Here is a 17,777-nt window from a genome sequence, read left to right on the forward strand (position 1 = left end):
ACCCTTTCGTTTTTCAATGCCTCAATTTCAGAAACCCTGCTCGCTCAAGCGCATTTGGCGCATCCTTGCTAGCCGGTGACAGGGAGTTGCAGCACGGTCGTAAAGCAAGTTGATTGACAGCATACCAACTGGTCGGTATGAATAGCGCATGACAGAGAAACCTCAAAAGACCAAACGGCCGGATGCGCGGAGCAAGCTGCTGGATTCGGCACTGCGTGTGATCCGTATGAAGGGCTACACGGCCACCACCGTCGATGATTTGTGCCGGGAGGCGGGGGTTACCAAGGGGGCCTTCTTCCACCACTTTCGTTCGAAGGACGATCTGGCAGTAGCCGCTGCTGACTATTGGTCTGAAACGACCGGGGCTCTGTTCGAGAAGGCGACGTATCACGATCCCGAAGATCCGTTGGACCGGGTGCTCGGCTATCTCGATTTCCGCAAGGCACTGGTGCAGGGCGATGTGCCGGAGTTCACTTGTCTGGTCGGAACCATGGTCCAGGAAGTCTATGACACGAACCCCTCCATCCGCGATGCCTGCAACCGCAGCATAACGGGGCACGCCGCAACGCTGGTTTCCGATATCGCAGAAGCAGCTGAAGCCCGGGGCGTTGAAGTTCCAGGTGGTGCGGAAAGTCTGGCGCTTCACACACAGGTCGTGATCCAGGGGGCATTCGTGCTGGCAAAGGCAGGCAATGCGCCGTCGATAGCAATTGACAGCATCGATCATCTGAAACGTTACGTCGAACTGTTGTTCGGCCGGTCTAGAAACGGGAGAGCGCAATGAGTGAAGTCGAAATTCGCAAGGAAGGTCTGACACTGGAACTCAGCCGCGTCATTGCCGCGCCGCGTGAGGCGGTCTGGCAATGCTGGACCAATCCTGAATTATTGAAGCAGTGGTTTTGCCCGAAGCCCTGGTTCGTACCGAAGGCCGATATGGACGTCCGTCCGGGAGGGCGTTTCAATACAGTGATGGCCGGTCCGGAAGGGGAGCTGTTCGAGAAGGTCGGAATGTTTCTGGAAGTTGTCGACGGTGAGAAGCTAACGTTCACGGATGCCTATTCGGAAGGATATGTGCCGCGAGAAAACGCGTTCATGACCGGGTATGTGGAGCTGGCAGATGTACCGGGTGTTGGTACGCGCTTCACATGGGGGGCTCGCCACACTTCGGAAGCAGACAGGAAAAAGCACCTGGAAATGGGTTTTGAGGAAGGCTGGAAGGCCGCTTCCACTCAGCTTGATGAGCTTGCTAGGTCGATTGCCATTGAGGGCTTGCAAACAACTCCTGCGTTTTCCGCCAAGGTACGCACTTGCCTGTTCTTCAGTGAGAAGGGCGAAGAAGCCGCCAAATACTATACGTCCCTATTGCCGGATAGTGTGATGGGTTCGGTCTTCCGGCCGGATCCGAATGGACCTGTGCTTGTTGCCGAGTTCACCCTGGCGGGCTCACCTTTCATGATACTGAACGGCAACCCGGATATGCAGCCAAGTTATCTGACCTCGATTTCCATACTGACGGAAGATCAGGCGGAAACGGACAGGCTTTGGCAGGCGCTCCTTGCCGATGGCGGGGAAGAAGGGCAGTGCGGCTGGTTGAAAGACCGCTACGGTGTTCACTGGCAGATCGTACCGAAGGCGTTGCCTCGGCTGATGCATGCTAGCAATCCGGAACGGGCTGGCCGTGTCAGTGCTGCCCTGATGAAGATGAGGAAGATCGACATTGCCGGGCTGGAAGCCGCTGCCTGAATTGGAGCTTTCACGCAGCCCGTTGTCTTGAGAGCCCAACGAGGCTTGAGCGAAGAAGGAAAATCCGAAACGCCGCCTGTTGTGCGGCGTTTTGCTTTTGTGGAACAGACACTTTCACCGGGATTGCCGTCCCCGTTCTTTCCGTGCAACTTTGCAATCCGGAGGAGTGGATATGACACATAACGATCCCGTCCACATTCAGCTTGCAACCCCGGAGCGCTGGGCAGATCTGGTGGATCTGTTCGGACCGGAGAGGGGGGCGTCTGGCGGTTGCTGGTGCATGTGGCCGTTCTTGCGGGGCAGAGACTGGAAAGCGATGACCCGTGATGAACGGCGCGATGCATTCCAGCAGAAAGTGGACGCGGGTCCGGTGCCAGGGCTTCTGGCCTATCGCGGTGATCTGGCCGTGGGCTGGATCGCACTGGGTCCACGCATGCAGTATCTGCGTTTTCAGCTTGGAAAAACCACCCAGCCGCTGCCGGATGACAGCGAACAAGCGCTGGCGGCGACATATGCCGTCACCTGTTTCTTTATCAGAAACGGACATCGCAAAACCGGGTTGATGTCCGTGTTGCTCGATGCAGGCATCGACCACGCCAAAGCGCAAGGAGCGCATCAACTGGATGCTTGTCCAATGGAATCGGAAAAGCCCCTTCAATGGGGAGAAGGCTTCGTGGGTATAGCAGACGTCTTCCGTAGAGCCGGTTTTGTCGAAATCGCACGCAGAAGCCCGCGGCGGCCGCTGATGCGCAAACTTCTTTGATTGGATTATCCGAATGACCGGTGAAACCGACCTTGCCACCTTGATCTCCCAGATGCGTCCGATGCTGGATCCGGAGCCCTATGTATTCTGCACCTTCGCTTCGAAATCCATGACGGACCTAGCGGAATACGACCCGATCGGGCTTTTTGCGGAAACGGAAGGCCTGACAGCCATCCTGCCGGTGGAGCGTGCGCGCGAACTGGGTTTGGCCGAGGCCGAATGGTTTCGCCGGATAACCCTGACGGTGCACTCCTCACTTGAAGCCGTGGGTCTGACGGCGTCGATCTCGGCTGCATTGGCCGCTGAGGGTATTTCGGCAAATGTGGTCGCAGCCTATTTTCACGATCATGTTTTTGTGCCCGAAGAGCGCGCCGATGATGCCCTGGCAGCACTGCGCAAACTCGCCGGAGACATCTGACAGTGCTTTTCCGGGTTGGCCGAACTTCGGGCTGGGTGGCGAATTCGGTGGATTTTCCCTTGCAATTTCCGGTTTGCCTTCCCATTCCTAAGCGGGAGCAAGCGGGGTAAGAGCATGCAACGGGTCAAGCGGCGTCTGGCGGCAGTTATGTGCGCAGACGTTGCGCAATATTCCAAGCTCATGGAGCGGGATGAAGACGGAACGCTGGACCGGCTCAAGGCCTATCGGTTGGTGATGTCTGCGCTGACCGAGCGTCACAATGGACGTATCGTCAACACATGGGGTGATGCTGTCATCATCGAGTTCGCCTCGGTGATGGATGCCGTTCAATGCGCCGTCGACATTCAGAACGAGCTTTCCGTTCGCAATGCGGACCTTCCGGACCTGAACAGGATGGAGTTTCGCATCGGTATCAATCTCGGCGACATCATGGTCGAGGGCGAGGATATCTACGGCGACGGTGTGAATGTTGCTGCCCGTTTGCAGGAAATCGCACCGAGGGGCGGGATCATGCTCTCCCAATCGGTCTATGACCAGGTCAAGACCAAGATGGCGCTGGGCTTTGAGCCGCTAGGCCCTCAGCACGTCAAGAACGTTACCGATCCCGTTGAAACCTATTGCGTGCGTATTGGCGGTCGCAATGCGCCGGAGGAAAAACGGTCCGGGCAGGAGACGAACGGAACTGCAGAGCGACGCCAGACCGAAATTCCAAGACCGGAATGGGAACGGGACACCCAGGCGGTCGCCTCCGGGTTTGAACAGGCGCGCCGTTGGTTGAGGGCTCAGCCAAAGCGGGTGCGAAGCTGCGTTTTCATGATCGGCCTGTTTTTCATGATCAACCTGCTGACTTCTGGCTTGTCCACATTGTGGTTCGTCTGGCCGTCCCTGCCTTTCGCAGCCATGCTGGTTTGGTATTTGCTTGTCGGGCGACAGGAAAAGCGCTTCGGCGAGACGACAGGACCGGGTGATTGAGAAAGGGCAATGTCACCTGTTGCCGATCTGATAACTCTTTTCACGCTAATCAGGGTCTGATGATTTGCGAGTGCAACTGACTTCGCTTACACATGGACCAACGCGGGGCGGCGAAACATTCCGTCAGCCCATCGAAAATGCCGGCCAGGCCGGCCCAACAGCAAAGGGAGCTTAATCCTGCGCATGAAAAACTATTCGACCACGGTGCCTGCACGCCTCGACGATGAAGACGAGGATAAGCCCAAGAGCCAGCCGTCGATCCAGGTCGACAAGCATCTGTTCGAAGCGCGCACAGTTCTGATCACCGGTCCGGTGACACAGGACATGGCCCGCGACGTGTGCGCCCGGCTTCTGGCGCTGGCGCAGGTTTCCAACGACCCGATCACGGTCATTGTTTCGTCTCCGGGCGGTCATGTCGAATCCGGTGACATGATTCACGACACCATCAAGTTCATTGCACCCGAGGTCCGTATCCTCGGCATGGGCTGGGTGGCCAGCGCCGGTGCGCTGATCTACGTGTCGGTTCCCAAGGACAAGCGTTTCTGCACGCCGAACACTCGCTTCCTGCTTCATCAACCGTCCGGTGGTGCCGGCGGCATGGCTACGGATATCGAGATCCAGGCCAAGGAAATCATCAAGATGCGCGATCGACTGAACAAGATCTTCGCGGCGGCGACAGGCCAGCCGATCGAACGGATCGAAAAAGACACCGATCGCGACTACTGGATGAGCCCGGAAGAGGGTATCGACTACGGTCTGGTCGGCAAGATCGTCACGAGCGTGGACGAACTGGGTTGATCCCGACTGACCTGACTGCAAACGTAGAAACGCCGGCAAATGCCGGCGTTTTTTCTATCCGAACCGATCAGAGGCAGATCGGTTCGGGTTCGACGGAATAGACCATTACCGGTGCAACCGGCTTGGGGTTGAGCACATGCGGCCGAAGTCGGGACATGAGCTCACGCAGGTGCTCTTCGTCTCCGGGGGCAGGGGCGCCGTCGAAGATGACTGCGACAAGGTGATCCACGAAGCGTTCGTAGATGTTGTTGCAGGTGCAGATCGGCGCCAGCAGTTCACAGACGGGCTTGCCGTCGTAAAATGGCGCTCCACCGGCAAGGAAGATCAGGAACTCGGTCAGATCGTCCGAGTGTTCGAATTCCGGCAGAAAGCTGGTCACGTCGAAACACGGGTCCTGTTCCAGTCTCGCTTTGAGGCGAGGCATTGCCCGCATGATCGCCGTGCGACCGCCTAGTTTCATATAGAGTGTCATCTGGCTAACCCTCATTGATCCTTCATTTCGATGTCGCCAAGATGACTCAGAAAGCGTGCCAGCCCTGTGACTCCGATCACGGATAAACCCTTTGTCAAAATCACCAGTGCCCGCTAATGGCGAATTGGTGCGGTGAAAACAGCCCCAAAGTCGCCGTTTTCAACGGTTTGAGCAGGAAGATGTCGGTAAAATGTGACAGGCGCGTTACAGGACCCGTAATCAGCGGTCAGTCAGGCCCCGCGGAGGCATCGGCGTCCACATTGTTAAAAATAGTGAGGCAACTAAGGAATGCGCGCGGTGGTCGGATCGGCGAAAAGCCTGACCAAATCGAAGCCTGTCAGCAATAACCAAAGTTCGGATCAATTTCAGAAATGCTGCGAATCGATGCGCCCTGACTTCCGGCATTCGCCGGATTTTCCGGTCTCGATGGCCGCTGCCGTGGGGACGGCCTCCCCGGCGATGAGGCGGGCTCTGCCGGTTTCCTTTGCCAAATAAAGATTTCTGTCAGCCCGTTCATAAAGCGAGGAAGGGGTGTCTTCTGACCTTTTTTCCGCCAGGCCCGCGCTTGCGGTATAGGCGTATCTCTTGCCGCGCGCGAACATTGGTGTCGCGTTCAACAGATCAAGCATGCGGCTGACGACAATCGTTGCTTGCTCCAGATTTGTTTCCGGCAGGATCAGCGCGAATTCTTCACCACCCACACGGCAAACGACATCCGTCTGGCGAAGATGTTCCAGACACCTTTGCGCAAAATGAACGAGGATTTCATCTCCAAGCTGGTGGCCATGGGCATCGTTGATCGACTTGAAATGGTCCAGGTCGATCAGGGAGATGCAGAAGTCGTGGTCATAGCGAGCAGATCGGTTGTATTCCTTGTCCAGTTCCTGGTCGAACCCGCGGCGGTTGGCGATACCGGTAAGCGGATCCGTGAGTGCCAGGTTTTCAAGTTCGGTCCGCTCCTGGCCGAAATGCAAGATCTTGTTGTTGAGCGACGAAATATCGGCGTTGAGCGCGGCAAACTTGCTGGAAAGGTTCATGTTCTCGTCGAAGCGGACAAGAACGGCTCCATCAATTCCGGTGCCCGGCACAGACAATCTGTGGCCAAAGGCAACGCTTTCATATCCGGACAGAAGTTTCAGGCGCACCGGAACGGGAGTGGTTGAAGACCTGCACATCGACAGGTAGTCATCCACCTGCGCTGTATCCCTGACCTTGTCCGAAAGTTGTTCACCCACGCCAATTCCGGCAAGAGATTTGGCTGCCTTATTTGCGAGAACCACACGGCCATAATCGTCCAGCAGCAGAATAGGCTGGGGCATGGTCTGCACAAGGGCCGATATGATGGCAGTGGACCTGGGCACGGCTATCGAACCCTGTAGAATTCTTTGCCGTTGACGTCGTTCTCTACGGTCGGAGCCAGATGGACGACAACACGACAGTCAGTATCACCGCGGGCAATTGACCTGTCGATCTGGACCCTGGCGTAGCCATGGCAATCTGCAGCAATTCTTCCGAAGACGTTTGTCGTCATCATGCAGAGGGACGGGCGGTCCTTGACGCGATCTCCGAACGGGCAGCGGGCGTTCTTGAGGATCAAGACCTTGTCGTCTTCATATTCGACACTGAACTGGCCGCCGATCCGTCGTTTCAGGTCAGCCAGGACGTCTGCGAGCAAAGGCCTAGGGATCTGTTCAAGATGCAGGGCAGACTTGTAATCGGAATTGATCTTTTCACCGATGCGGTTGGCTACCAGTGCGATGAACCCCTCCGCCTCGTTCACTCCGACAATTTCCTGCAGTGCTCCGCTAAGCTCTCGAATGATCTGATTGAAGAAGTCGGTTGTCTCCAGAGGGATCTGAGCCTTGGTGATTTCCGGCTGCTGCTGGTCCACTTCAATCGGCAGGCTCATGATCGATCCTCCTAGGGTTGCAATCTAACGTTGGGTGAATTTTCTTTCGAATCAATTAAATCGTTGAAATAAAGAGACAATAATGATGCAACCTGGAGATTTGTGACAATGCGTGGGCGGACGTCTGTTTCTCGAATATTGTCGAAATTGTCGATCGGGAGAACGACTGGAAAATCCGGACCAAGACCGTGAAAACCATTTTGGCTCAAAGCTGTCAGGATGTGTGCTCACTTCAGCTTCAAGTCTCAATATTGTCGGTTTCACCGTATCTTTGTCACGCATCGGGCCCGCAACGATTCGGATTTTTCAGATGTATGTTTACCTATCCAAGATCGGCGGATTTCTGATCCTGCCATCCAATTTTCTCGTTGTTCTGATGGCTTTGGGATTGGTGCTCAGCCTTACGTCAAAGTGGCGGCGCAGTGGACGGTTTCTGACTTTTGCCGGTTTTCTTGGATTGGTGGTTTGCGCTTTCTCACCGGCAGCCAACTGGTTGATTGTGCCCCTCGAGGACCGTTTTCAGCGTCCCGGCACTTTGGAGAATTATGACGGGATCATCGTTCTGGGTGGTGCCGTGGACACGGTGGTGACCGGCGTGCGGGGCGACACCGCCCTGACAATGTCCGCCGAGCGCATCACCATCACTGCGCGGCTGGCCAAAGCGCTGCCGGAGGCGAAGATCATCCACACCGGTGGGCAGGGCATGATCGTGTCGGACCAGGCAACAGAAGCCGAAGGGGCTGCGCGACTGTTTCGAGATTTCGGCATCTCTGCCGATCGCGTCATTCTGGAAGACAAGTCCCAGAACACCTGGCAAAACGCAGTCTACGCAAAGGATATTGTGCAACCACAGCCCGGACAGCAGTGGCTTCTTGTCACTTCGGCCTATCACATGCCGCGCGCCATGGGAGTGTTTGAAAAGGCCGGTTGGACCGGGGTGACGGCATATCCGGTCGACTATCGTACGCGTGGACCGCAGGACAAGTCGCTCGGCTTCGACGGTGCTTCAAAAGGCCTGCGGCGCTTTGATATCGCCTACCGGGAATGGGTTGGTCTGGCTGTCTACTGGATGCTTGGCAGGAGCACGGAATTCTTCCCTGGTCCATGAATTTGCAAAACCCTTTCGACTGTCAGCGACTTTTGAAATCGAACCTCTTTTACTGTGCGGAGCGTGTTCCCATATACTGGGCTCAATCAGGGATTTGAAAGGACGTGGGCTGATGGTCCTCGAAGCGCCGATCGTTGCGGCAGACGTCGTACAATGGCTCTACAGCGATGCGCCCCAATTGAAGGGGACGCTGGAAATCGTCACTGAGATGGCGAAACGTCTGCGCGCCGGAAAAGTTCCGGTCGATCGTGTCACCACAGGGATCTGGGTGGTGCATCCGAACGTGCGCGCGGAAAGCTCGATCTGGGTCAACGGCCAGGCACCGGAATTGCGTCTTCACACTGCGGAGAACAAATCGCAGGACGAGTACCAGAAAAGTCCGATCAAGCGCGTGCATGAAACGCAGAAGGCCGTTCGAGTGGAAATCGGCAAGAAGCCGGCTGTCGCCGACGAATTTCCGATTACCGCAGAGCTGCGCCAGGAAGGCTATACCGACTATATCGCTTTGCCCATGCGGTTCTCCGACGGCTCGGTGAAGGTTGCGAGTTTCGCCACCAAGACACCTGGCGGGTTTTCAGGGTCGCATATCGGCGTTTTTGAATCGCTGATCCAGCCGCTTGCCCTCGTGTGTGAATTAAAAACACTGCGTCGCACCGCAGAAACCGTTCTGGACACCTATGTCGGCCCGCGGGCAGGATCGAAGGTTCTGGACGGCACCACGCGGCGTGGAGAAGGCGAGTGGATCAAGGCGGTTGTCAGCTTCGCCGACATCCGTGGGTTCACGCGTCTTTCCAACACACTTCCGGCGGACAAGATCGTATTGTTTCTGAACAAGTATTTCGGAGCGATGACAGCAGCTGTCGAAGCCCACGGTGGCGAGGTGCTGAAGTTCATTGGCGATGAAGTGATGGCGATCTTTCCGTATGAAACCGAAGAGGAAGCCAGGGACGCCTCGGTGCGTGCGCTGATGGCAGCACGTGAAACGCTGACGCGGATCGAGGCGATCAACACGGCCCGAACCTGTTCGGTCACACCTGACCTGAGCGTTGGAATTGCCCTTCACGCGGGCGATGTCTTCTACGGCAATGTCGGCAGTGAAACGCGGCTGGACTTCACGGTCGTCGGCCCAGTGGTCAATCTTGCGGCCCGTATTGCAGAGCTTGCAAAGGATCTGCAGCGCCAGCTTCTGGTCTCGGATGCCCTGGCCGATATCATGGGGTGCCGGTCGGGCCTTTTTGGCCGCTATCAGGTGAAGGGGTTTGATGAACCCGTATCGGTGTATTCGCCGGATTTGTCCGCGGATCCCAAGTTCGGATATTGCCCCAAGAGCACGGCGGCTCTGGCCTTGGAAACGAACTGACGACGTAGCAGGACCAGGAGAACGGCGAGGGTGGTTGCGGCAAATACATAAGGCCCGGCGAACCACCCAAGGAAGCCGATCGAAAAGAACAGCGCTCGCTGGCCGCGATTGAAATGGCGGCCTGCGAGAACGCCCAGCTCCCCCGCCTGCGCAGCCATTTTCGCGATCACTTCGTCAGGTGCCTGACCTTGTTGCGGGACTGCGCCCATGACGATGCTGGCATAATTGAAGAGCCGGTATGCCCAGCCGAATTTGAAAAATCCATAGGCAAAGATCAGCATCAGGGCGAGCACCTTGATTTCCCAGAGCGCGCGGCTGTCGGCCACCGGGATGGACAGGTCACCGGCGACCTGAACGATGCGTTCCGTTGCATCCAGCAGCGCAAAGCCGCCGCCGATCGCCAGTAGGGACGTTGACGCGAAGAACGCAGTGCCTTGTTGCAGACCGGACATGATAGACGTGTCCATGATGCGGACTTCCCGCAGGCTCATGGCACGCATCCAGCCGCGTCTGTAGGTTTCCATAGCGCTGGACAATGTCTTTTTACGCAGCGGACTGACATCGATCAGCAAATTGAAACCGAGCCAGGCAAACAGAAACCAGGCGGCTGCTGCCAGGTCCATATTCGAGAGCGCGTGCATCCTGATCCCTTTTGATTCTCCGGTGGCCGAATCCGGCCATGGTCTGTCTTACCAGACTTTTTCCTGGTCCCTAACAGGCAGCACCGAGAGGACTAAGTGGCTGAATTTTCTGATGCGAAACGAGGAATGCAAAAATGCGGGATCAGCTGCTCTTTTTTTGCGCTTGCGAAATGGTAATGGATCGTTTACCTCCTCGCCTCAATGGCGCCATATTTGAGGTCGGTGGGACCCGGCGCCGCACAACAATATGTAGGGTTTTTATGGACGAAAACGTGCAGAAATCTTGTTGGAGCGTCACTCTCTGGACTGTCGCTGCAGTGGGCCTCGCATTGACGATGGTACTTCTGTTCAACGATGTTGAAAGTGCACAACAAGCCGTCGCCGCCGCCAAATAAGCCAGCGGGACGCAAGGAAAACAAAGGCGCAGCGTGAGGCTGCGCCTTTTGTCGTTTTAGCGGACATTTTATGCGAGCTCGGTATTCTCCGAGCTGAGAAGGCGTCGCTCGAACTTCGGGCGTGTCAGTTTCCGGCAGAACTGGTTGAGAACGAAATCTCGGGTCTGTCCGATGGCCCGTAGGACTGCCTGAATTCCATTTGCCGCACCACTGTCCTGTTGCCGGGATGGCTGATGAGGAATGCGGTATAGGCTCTTTCACCCAGAGGCAGCAGTACAAGTTGAACGGTGCCGGATCCTGGCCAGTCCAGTTCCGCGCCCCAGGCCGGAACATCTTCCGGATTGTCTTTCCCGAACAATGCCTGAATGTCGATGCCATGAAGCAGGGACGTTCCATTGGCGTCCCAGGTCAGCGCGGCCAGGCCTTGTTCCAGCGGAAACAGGGTGAGTTTGGCGCCGTTGATCTCGACATCAAGACGGTTGGTGGCATCCCTTTCGATTAGGGCCGTGCCTTCGTTCATGTCGGTTGCCAGCGCGATGCGCTCCCCGTTGCTTTGAACGAACCCTTCTGTGTTTACCACCTTGAATATGCCAACGGGGATGCTTTCCGCCTGAAGTGGCAAAACGGAAACGAGAAAGACCAGCAACGATGTGAGTGTACGTAACACGCCCGGACCCTGTATTGAGCTTTTGTCCGGATCATACACCTTCAAAACTTTAGAAAGTCTTTGTCCAATACCGGAATCGGGGCGCTAAGCTGCTCAAAACTCAAGGTTATCGTCTATTTTGACAAGGACACCACGAGGTCCTCTATTGTCGAATGTTCCGGTTGCCAGCCAGTTGCCCTTTGGGCATGGCTGATGTCGACGGACTGCGACAAGGCAAAACCGGCGGCCCAGTCGGTAAGTGGTTCGGTTGCCTCAGGGGCCGGAACTGTCACGATTTCCAGCGGCAGTCCGTGGCGGGCTGAAATGTGAGATGCCAGATGACCGACTGAGATGCCGGGAATGCAGCTCGCGATCAGGGACATCCGGAACCGTGCGTTCTTGAGGGCAAGAGCGTAAAGCGCGGCAAGGTCGTTGATTTCAACAAGCGCCCATTTGGTTTGCGACGTCGCGCGGGTTTCAAACGGCCTGCCTTCTTTCAGCGCGGCCGTCATCTCGGCAATCGGACCGGTCGTCTGGCCGCAGGCGAGGGCCGGATGAATGACCGTCAGATTGAGATCTGTTCCGTGTGACAGGGTCCTGATCGTCTCGGTCATGAAGCGAAACGCGGGTAGGGGCGCGAACTGGGTTTTCTCGGTCAACAGGCTGTCGCCTGCCGTTGCGGGAAAGAGCCAGATGCCTCCGGTGTAAATAATCTTGAGCGGCTGCTTGCGGTGCCTTGATGCCTGCTTCAGCGCAAGCATGCTCTGGCGGTCAACACGGCCCATGTCTTCGGAAAAAGTTGCACCAAGATGGATGACGGCATCGCATGAGGCCGCCCGTGATACCCAGCTTTCCGGTGCTCGCAGGTCGCCCGGGTAGGCGCTTGCACCGGACGCACGCAGCTTTGCCGAGGACGCGTCAGAGCAGGCCAGACCGATTACCCTGGCACCATCCTGAACCAGCCGCTTTACCACGGCAGAACCGATCTCGCCGGTTCCACCCGTTACAAATACTTCCATGGGCAAAGAGAACCCCGTTCTTGCCATCGGCGCAAGCTGAAGCTGCCTGTGAAATTGGACAATCCACCGCCGTTTCTCGCCACAATCTTGACCTTGGCGGGAAGCCTGATACGTCAGAAGCATGACCTTGCATCTGGTAAAACTGTGCGTCGGCGCGGACAGCGTCGAATCTCTTCAGGCCTGGATCGATTTTCGTATGGAGAACGCCCGCAAATCGGGACTTCCGGCGGAAACGATCCATACGACGCGCATGGTGCCAACCCGCAAGGACGAGCTTCTGGACGGTGGGTCTCTCTATTGGGTGATCAAGGGCAAGATCCAGGTGCGTCAGCACCTGATCGACATCAGGCCGTTTACGGATCAGGCGGGCGTCAAACGCTGCGATCTGGTGATGGAGCCGAGACTGATCCTGACGCAGTACCAGCCCAAGCGGCCGTTTCAAGGCTGGCGATATCTGAAGGCGCAGGACGCGCCGGCGGACCTGAAGGCTGGTGGCGCGGCACACGCCATGCCGGAGGACATGCGGCGGGATCTTACGGAACTCTGCCTGCTTTGATCCGCTGATATCAGCCTGGATCCGGCAGGGCTTTCTGAAGATGCGTGACCAGTGTGCCGAGTTCCGGCCAGCCGCGCCCTAGGCCCGGGTTCTCCTTCTTTCGTGTCATGGCAAGCTGGGCATAGCCATGCACCAGCGACCACACGAGTATCTCGATTTCTTCCGGATCGGTCCCTTCAGGGATCAGCGGTGCGCATGTTTCGCGCAGGATGGCGTAGGCCCTTGAGGCGTGCACCGCGAATTCCTCGTCATCCTCATTGAACTTCTGTCCCGAAAAAATGAACAGGAACAGCTCCGGTTGGCCGGTGGCAAAATCCAGGTACCCCTGACAGATCGCGCTCAGTCTTTCTGTTGCTGCAGGAGGAGACGCATCGAGGCGTTGTTCCATCGCCTGGCAAAACAGGGCGAAGCCGCGCCCTGCAATCGCCGTCGACAAACCTGTGATGTTCTTGAAGTGATAACCGGGCGCAGCGTGTGACACACCCGCCTTGGCAGCGCATTCACGCAACGAGAGCTTGTCCGGACCACGTTCTCGCAAAAGCGCCACACCTGCATCAACCAGGGCTTTTCGAAGACTGCCGTCTCTTTTGCGACGAGGAGGAGTAACTGTCATGAGGTCTTCATCGGCCATTCGCTTGACAGTGTCAAGTTTCGCTCTATCTTGACACTGTCAAGTTAGGTTGGAGGATCGGTATGTCGATGGTTTCTAGGTTTACAGCAAACGTCGCTTTTTGGACGGCAGCCGTGAGCGCCGCTCTGGTCGCCGTGGCCTCATTGAGGTTTTTGGCGCTGGGGGTATCTGCTTCAATGGAATTCGTGGCGCATAACCTCGACGGAAATGCGCTGATGCTTTACGCCCATATCGGTGTTGCACCGATCGCACTTGCGTTGATGCCGTTTCAATTCATGACAAGGCTGCGAGCCAGCAGGCCGAAACTGCATCGCTGGCTGGGGCGAGGGTACGTCGTGTCGATCCTGATCTCGGGGATTGCGGGACTTCAGCTGGCCTTTCACACGACTGCAGGCTCCTTCGCTGCAACAGGCTTTGCGATTCTCGCAGTCTTGTGGCTGGCGACGACCGGCATCGCGTTCGCCTTCGCGTTGAGGCGGCAATTCCCGCGTCACCGAGCCTGGATGCTGCGTTCGGCAGCTCTTACATTTGCTGCCGTAACATTGCGGGTCTATCTGGGGAGCAGTATGGCGGCAGGGGTCGATTTTGATGTCGCCTATCCACTTATCGCCTGGCTGTGCTGGGTGCCTAACGTCCTCGTCATGGAGGCATACCTGCAGATGGCTCGGCCCGGAAAGACACGCCTGATTTCAGCGACAGCATAAGAACATGATCGGCTGCGCTATGTCGCATCCGACGGCTTGAGACTTGCCAAAACGGCTGCCCCGACCCAAGTTGAGTGTCACCAATTGGCAGAAGGAGGCGGCCGTGAACGTCAAGACCGGCAAAGGCACGGTAGACCCTATGGTCAAGCAGGACGCCCGCGTGCCTTCAGCCGAATCCGATGTCGCTGCCTTTCTTCAGAAGGCCAAGGAAATTTCACCGCAACCGGGCAGCGGCGGGCGGTTGGTGTTTGCCCTGGACGCTACCATGAGCCGTCAACCGACCTGGGACCAGGCCTGTCAGATCCAGGCGGAGATGTTTCAGGAAGCCGGCAAGATTTCAGGCCTCAGCATCAAGCTTGTCTATTTTCGCGGTTTCGGTGAATGCCGGGCGTCCCGCTGGTTTTCCAGCGGCACTGAGCTTGCCCAGGCCATGAGCCGGATTTCCTGTCAGGGTGGGCGTACCCAGATCCGAAAGGTACTCTCGGCTGCCTTGTCCGCTGCCGATACCGAGAAAATTGCGGCGCTGGTCTATGTCGGCGATTGCATGGAGGAGGACGTGGACGCCTTGTGTGACAAGGCTGGTCAGCTGGGCATGCTTGGTGTGCCGATGTTCCTGTTTCAGGAGGGGCGTGACGGCGTCGCTGAGCGCGCGTTTCGCGAGATGGCCAGACTGACCAACGGCGCCTTTTGCCGGTTTGATTCCGGGTCTGCCCAGCAACTGGCCGATCTTTTGAAAGCGGTTGCCGTTTTCGCCAGCGGAGGCCGGACGGCACTCCAGCAGCTGGAAAAGCAAGGCGGCAAGGGCGCAACGCTTCTGCTGCAGCAGCTACCATCGGCCCGCTAGAGCCCGGAAAGCGCCGGGCTTGCACTTCCTTGCTGTAGCCGGTGCCGGAGGTTTACATACTCGGCAACTTTCGACACGTGACTGGAGTAGGGCCGGGGCATCCCAATGTGATGGTCCCGGGCCGGCGAACGGGGAACCAACCGCCACATGATTTATTTGATTATCGGCTTGATACTGCTGACCGCCCTGTTGACGCTCGGCAACAAGTTCGTGAACGCCAATCCCGCAAATCTGGCCAGAGGACTGCGCCTCTTCGGAGGAGCGTTTCTGATGGTGTTGGCGCTGGTCTTTGCGCTGACGGGCCGGTTCGTGTTTGCCATCCCGTTGTTCGGGCTTGGCTTGTCGGTGCTGGGGATGTCCGGGCTGAACTGGCTCTCGTCAGGCTACAAACCTCAGAAAACCTCCGGACAACGTTCCCGCGTGCGGACCGCTATGGTGGAGATGGAACTCGATCACGATTCCGGTCACATGACCGGGATCGTGCTGGCAGGCACCTATCAGGGGCGCGAGCTGGATCAGTTGACCGAAACGGACCTGGAAGCCTTTTGGCAGGAAACGGCCCAGGACGGTCAGAGCCAGAAGCTAGTCGAAGCTTATCTCGACCGCAGGCTTGCCGGTTGGCGTGAACACTTCCAGGCGAATGGAGCAGAGCGGCAGGGAAGAGCGGCGAGCTCTGGCCCCATGACAGATGAGGAGGCCTACCAGATCCTGGGGCTTACGCCCGATGCCGGGGACGCGGAAATTAGAGCCGCGCACCGCAGGCTTATGATGCGGGTCCATCCCGACCAGGGAGGCTCCGGTTTCCTCGCGGCGAAAATCAACGAGGCTAAAGACACGCTTCTCAGAAGACATTGACGGCATCCGTTACGCGGTTACTGGTAGATGGCGAAGCAAGCGTATTTTGCCTTTTTCAAGCTTTTGCAGGCATTCCACGCAGCTGTTTTGGTGTCGAAGCCGACGAAGCGGGCCCGGTAGAGGGTCTGTCCGTTGGTGTCGACGGGTTCGGTGTAAGGGACCCGGCCACGAAGGGCGGATCCGGTCTTGGCCTTGGCGTTCTTCAGCATCGTGATTGCCTGGCCTTCGGATTCTGTTGCGGCGATCTGGACCTGCCAGCCCGGCTCGACATCGCGGGTGTCGCTGGTTGCAACCGTAACGCTGTCGTCGTCGCTGCTGTTGTCGGCAGCTGCGGTTTCAGGCGCTGCAACTGTTTCAACCGGCGTCGTGTTGACCGCGATCGTCTGAACGGAGACGGTCTTGACCGACTGCGCGGAGCCGACAGCGCGCTGGCTGTTGTCCGACTTCACGACTTCTGCTCTTGCAGCTTCGATCAGGGCAGTCCGGGAAATCGAATTGGTGTTCAGCGGCTCATCCGGGCTTGAAGGCGGGATCGGCGGCAAAGCTGTTGCGACCGCAAACGTGCTGTCAAAGCGTTGCTTGACCAGTTTCGGCGGCAGCGGAACGTCGTTGCCAAAGCCTGGAACCGGAGCAGGGGCCTGGGCCGAAGCCATGACTGGCGCATTGGACGCAGTCACGGGAAGGGGGGCCGGAGCCGGTGTCGGAATGGCGCCAGGGTTGGACGGTGCGGTGAATGCCAGCACCATCGGCTCACCCGTTGCAGGCACGGGCTCGCTTCCCGGCTTGCTGTTCGGAAGAGGCGGGTTCTTCAGCGCAATTGCCACGAAAGTCGGTTCAGACGTGTTCTGAACGATCAGCGGGGCCGTTTTCGGGCCGCGGCTTGCCTTGGGCAGATAGGAGTTGATGAGCTTTGTCATCTGCGCGTTGCGTGACGCGCCGGTCTTGCCACCCATCACGACGGCCACAATCTGCCGCCCGTCCCGGTTCACAGAAGTCACCAGGTTGAAGCCGGAAGCCCGGATGTAACCGGTCTTGATGCCGTCTACACCCTTTACGCGGCCCAGCAGCTTGTTGTGGTTGCCATAGGTGCGTCCGTTGTACTTGTAGGCACGGGTTTTGAAGTAGCCGTAGTACTGCGGGAACCGTTCCTGAATTGCGCGCCCAAGCGTCGCCATGTCGCGGGCAGTCGTACGCTGCCCGCTGTCGGGCAGGCCGTGCGGGTTGCGGAAAGTGGTTTTCGACATGCCGATCTGGCGCGCCGTACGGGTCATGCGCTCGGCGAATTTCTTTTCAGAGCCACCCAGGTTTTCAGCGATCACGGATGCGACGTCGTTCGCAGACTTGGTAACAAGTGCGAGGATGGCGTCCTTGACTTTGATCGTGCCGCCGGGCTTGAGGCCCAGCTTGGAGGGCGGACGTGCTGAAGCGTAGCTGGAAACGCTCAGGTTGGAGTCCAGCGATAGTCGCCCGGCTTCCAGTTCCTCGAACACAAGATAAAGCGTCATAATCTTGGTGAGCGATGCCGGGTACCGGTAGGCGTCAGCCGAGGAGGAGTAAAGTGTCTTGCCGGTTTTTGCATCAACGACGATCCCCGCATATTTCGGGTTGGCCATCGCCGTTGCCGGGACCCCCAGGAGCACCAGGCCGAGGGTCAAGATCTTAGCGGTGCGGGCGAGAGCCCGTCCTTTGCGAAAAATACGCATCCCAAACACAATTACTATCCCATTCTGGGTCACGTGGTTCGTATCTGGAGCGGCACGGTTCGGATCTTAACCCCCTGCGATTCAAAGCCGCGGCCCCGTCGTTCTCCATGTCATTTGATGGAATCACGGTTACGAATGAGTAAATGAATGATCGAAAAAGCACTTTAAAAAATAGTTTTTTGTTAGAGTTAATTGTTGGTTAAGGTTGTATTTTACGTACTTGCTAAGAATTGTTTAGAT

Annotated in this window: 20 protein-coding genes; 12 read left to right on the plus strand and 8 right to left on the minus strand. The window is 57.3% G+C overall.

Translation table 11 applies throughout. From position 1 onward, the window contains the following. Positions 1-148 precede the first annotated feature (148 nt). From ACP90_RS13160 to ACP90_RS13190, 6 genes are all read left to right on the plus strand, one after another. Complete coding sequence (locus ACP90_RS13160; protein WP_062488599.1) at positions 149-784, plus strand: TetR/AcrR family transcriptional regulator; 636 nt, start codon at positions 149-151, stop codon at positions 782-784. Next, the gene (locus ACP90_RS28770) at positions 781-1,743 is read left to right on the plus strand and encodes a VOC family protein (protein ID WP_286145756.1); all 963 of its coding nucleotides are present in this window, start codon (positions 781-783) and stop codon (positions 1,741-1,743) included. The genes ACP90_RS13160 and ACP90_RS28770 overlap by 4 nt, the downstream gene beginning before the upstream one ends. 172 nt (positions 1,744-1,915) lie before the next feature. Continuing rightward, positions 1,916-2,506 (plus strand): GNAT family N-acetyltransferase, encoded by a 591-nt coding sequence (locus tag ACP90_RS13175; protein WP_062488600.1) that lies wholly within the window; start codon positions 1,916-1,918, stop codon positions 2,504-2,506. Between the two features lie 13 nt (positions 2,507-2,519). Continuing rightward, entirely contained in the window at positions 2,520-2,924 is a 405-nt protein-coding gene (locus tag ACP90_RS13180; RefSeq protein WP_022998308.1) for an ACT domain-containing protein, read from the plus strand. A 147-nt stretch (positions 2,925-3,071) separates the two neighbouring features. Further along, positions 3,072-3,896, plus strand: a complete 825-nt coding sequence (locus tag ACP90_RS13185; protein WP_286145757.1) for an adenylate/guanylate cyclase domain-containing protein — start codon at positions 3,072-3,074, stop codon at positions 3,894-3,896. A gap of 183 nt (positions 3,897-4,079) precedes the next feature. After that, positions 4,080-4,694 carry an ATP-dependent Clp protease proteolytic subunit gene (locus tag ACP90_RS13190; protein WP_022998310.1) on the plus strand — a complete coding sequence of 205 codons (615 nt, stop codon included), beginning with the start codon at positions 4,080-4,082 and terminating at the stop codon, positions 4,692-4,694. A 67-nt stretch (positions 4,695-4,761) separates the two neighbouring features. On the opposite strand, the gene ACP90_RS13195 is transcribed toward ACP90_RS13190, so the two are convergent. From ACP90_RS13195 to ACP90_RS13205, 3 genes are all read right to left on the minus strand, one after another. Then, positions 4,762-5,166, minus strand: a complete 405-nt coding sequence (locus ACP90_RS13195; protein WP_062491596.1) for a Clp protease ClpP — start codon at positions 5,164-5,166, stop codon at positions 4,762-4,764. Positions 5,167-5,531: 365 nt separating this feature from the next. After that, entirely contained in the window at positions 5,532-6,527 is a 996-nt protein-coding gene (locus ACP90_RS13200; RefSeq protein ID WP_062488602.1) for a sensor domain-containing diguanylate cyclase, read from the minus strand. Positions 6,528-6,529: 2 nt separating this feature from the next. Then, positions 6,530-7,075: a methanogen output domain 1-containing protein gene (locus ACP90_RS13205; protein ID WP_062488603.1), complete on the minus strand. Its 546-nt coding sequence runs from the start codon at positions 7,073-7,075 to the stop codon at positions 6,530-6,532. A 310-nt stretch (positions 7,076-7,385) separates the two neighbouring features. Here ACP90_RS13205 and ACP90_RS13210 point away from each other — a divergent pair, with 310 nt between their 5' ends. Both ACP90_RS13210 and ACP90_RS13215 read left to right on the plus strand, forming a co-directional pair. After that, entirely contained in the window at positions 7,386-8,183 is a 798-nt protein-coding gene (locus tag ACP90_RS13210; protein ID WP_062488604.1) for a YdcF family protein, read from the plus strand. Positions 8,184-8,295: 112 nt separating this feature from the next. Further along, complete coding sequence (locus ACP90_RS13215; RefSeq protein ID WP_062488605.1) at positions 8,296-9,543, plus strand: adenylate/guanylate cyclase domain-containing protein; 1,248 nt, start codon at positions 8,296-8,298, stop codon at positions 9,541-9,543. Here the strand turns inward: ACP90_RS13215 and ACP90_RS28000 are convergent. From ACP90_RS28000 to ACP90_RS13235, 3 genes are all read right to left on the minus strand, one after another. After that, positions 9,429-10,184, minus strand: a complete 756-nt coding sequence (locus tag ACP90_RS28000; protein WP_075282964.1) for a DUF599 family protein — start codon at positions 10,182-10,184, stop codon at positions 9,429-9,431. The genes ACP90_RS13215 and ACP90_RS28000 overlap by 115 nt on opposite strands. 519 nt (positions 10,185-10,703) lie before the next feature. Further along, positions 10,704-11,246 (minus strand): hypothetical protein, encoded by a 543-nt coding sequence (locus tag ACP90_RS13230; protein WP_145915768.1) that lies wholly within the window; start codon positions 11,244-11,246, stop codon positions 10,704-10,706. Positions 11,247-11,359: 113 nt separating this feature from the next. Then, the gene (locus ACP90_RS13235) at positions 11,360-12,244 is read right to left on the minus strand and encodes an SDR family oxidoreductase (RefSeq protein ID WP_208993523.1); all 885 of its coding nucleotides are present in this window, start codon (positions 12,242-12,244) and stop codon (positions 11,360-11,362) included. Between the two features lie 121 nt (positions 12,245-12,365). Here ACP90_RS13235 and ACP90_RS13240 point away from each other — a divergent pair, with 121 nt between their 5' ends. Next, a complete protein-coding gene (locus tag ACP90_RS13240; protein ID WP_055654619.1) occupies positions 12,366-12,800 on the plus strand; it encodes a DUF1489 family protein in 435 nt (144 codons plus the stop codon). A 10-nt stretch (positions 12,801-12,810) separates the two neighbouring features. Here the strand turns inward: ACP90_RS13240 and ACP90_RS13245 are convergent, their stop codons facing one another. Next, positions 12,811-13,413, minus strand: a complete 603-nt coding sequence (locus ACP90_RS13245; protein ID WP_158514178.1) for a TetR/AcrR family transcriptional regulator — start codon at positions 13,411-13,413, stop codon at positions 12,811-12,813. A 131-nt stretch (positions 13,414-13,544) separates the two neighbouring features. Here ACP90_RS13245 and ACP90_RS13250 point away from each other — a divergent pair, with 131 nt between their 5' ends. The 3 genes from ACP90_RS13250 to ACP90_RS13260 all read left to right on the plus strand — a co-directional run bounded on the left by ACP90_RS13250 (position 13,545) and on the right by ACP90_RS13260 (position 15,834). Next, entirely contained in the window at positions 13,545-14,135 is a 591-nt protein-coding gene (locus tag ACP90_RS13250; protein WP_208993524.1) for a DUF2306 domain-containing protein, read from the plus strand. A 103-nt stretch (positions 14,136-14,238) separates the two neighbouring features. After that, entirely contained in the window at positions 14,239-14,979 is a 741-nt protein-coding gene (locus ACP90_RS13255) for a VWA domain-containing protein (protein WP_145915769.1), read from the plus strand. Positions 14,980-15,126: 147 nt separating this feature from the next. Further along, complete coding sequence (locus ACP90_RS13260; RefSeq protein ID WP_062488611.1) at positions 15,127-15,834, plus strand: DnaJ domain-containing protein; 708 nt, start codon at positions 15,127-15,129, stop codon at positions 15,832-15,834. A 17-nt stretch (positions 15,835-15,851) separates the two neighbouring features. On the opposite strand, the gene ACP90_RS13265 is transcribed toward ACP90_RS13260, so the two are convergent. Then, positions 15,852-17,537, minus strand: a complete 1,686-nt coding sequence (locus tag ACP90_RS13265; protein ID WP_055654609.1) for an SPOR domain-containing protein — start codon at positions 17,535-17,537, stop codon at positions 15,852-15,854. Positions 17,538-17,777: the final 240 nt, after the last annotated feature.

Source organism: Labrenzia sp. CP4 (assembly GCF_001579905.1).
In the GTDB taxonomy this organism is placed as follows: domain Bacteria; phylum Pseudomonadota; class Alphaproteobacteria; order Rhizobiales; family Stappiaceae; genus Roseibium; species Roseibium algicola.

Bases quoted from the DNA above. Each gene is read 5' to 3' on its own strand.
- ACP90_RS13160 (WP_062488599.1), top strand. From the start codon at position 149: ATGACAGAGAAACCTCAAAAGACCAAACGGCCGGATGCGCGGAGCAAG.
- ACP90_RS28770 (WP_286145756.1), top strand. From the start codon at position 781: ATGAGTGAAGTCGAAATTCGCAAGGAAGGTCTGACACTGGAACTCAGC.
- ACP90_RS13175 (WP_062488600.1), top strand. From the start codon at position 1,916: ATGACACATAACGATCCCGTCCACATTCAGCTTGCAACCCCGGAGCGC.
- ACP90_RS13180 (WP_022998308.1), top strand. From the start codon at position 2,520: ATGACCGGTGAAACCGACCTTGCCACCTTGATCTCCCAGATGCGTCCG.
- ACP90_RS13185 (WP_286145757.1), top strand. From the start codon at position 3,072: ATGTGCGCAGACGTTGCGCAATATTCCAAGCTCATGGAGCGGGATGAA.
- ACP90_RS13190 (WP_022998310.1), top strand. From the start codon at position 4,080: ATGAAAAACTATTCGACCACGGTGCCTGCACGCCTCGACGATGAAGAC.
- ACP90_RS13195 (WP_062491596.1), bottom strand. From the start codon at position 5,166: ATGACACTCTATATGAAACTAGGCGGTCGCACGGCGATCATGCGGGCA.
- ACP90_RS13205 (WP_062488603.1), bottom strand. From the start codon at position 7,075: ATGAGCCTGCCGATTGAAGTGGACCAGCAGCAGCCGGAAATCACCAAG.
- ACP90_RS13210 (WP_062488604.1), top strand. From the start codon at position 7,386: ATGTATGTTTACCTATCCAAGATCGGCGGATTTCTGATCCTGCCATCC.
- ACP90_RS13215 (WP_062488605.1), top strand. From the start codon at position 8,296: ATGGTCCTCGAAGCGCCGATCGTTGCGGCAGACGTCGTACAATGGCTC.
- ACP90_RS28000 (WP_075282964.1), bottom strand. From the start codon at position 10,184: ATGCACGCGCTCTCGAATATGGACCTGGCAGCAGCCGCCTGGTTTCTG.
- ACP90_RS13235 (WP_208993523.1), bottom strand. From the start codon at position 12,244: ATGGAAGTATTTGTAACGGGTGGAACCGGCGAGATCGGTTCTGCCGTG.
- ACP90_RS13240 (WP_055654619.1), top strand. From the start codon at position 12,366: ATGACCTTGCATCTGGTAAAACTGTGCGTCGGCGCGGACAGCGTCGAA.
- ACP90_RS13245 (WP_158514178.1), bottom strand. From the start codon at position 13,413: ATGACAGTTACTCCTCCTCGTCGCAAAAGAGACGGCAGTCTTCGAAAA.
- ACP90_RS13260 (WP_062488611.1), top strand. From the start codon at position 15,127: ATGATTTATTTGATTATCGGCTTGATACTGCTGACCGCCCTGTTGACG.
- ACP90_RS13265 (WP_055654609.1), bottom strand. From the start codon at position 17,537: ATGCGTATTTTTCGCAAAGGACGGGCTCTCGCCCGCACCGCTAAGATC.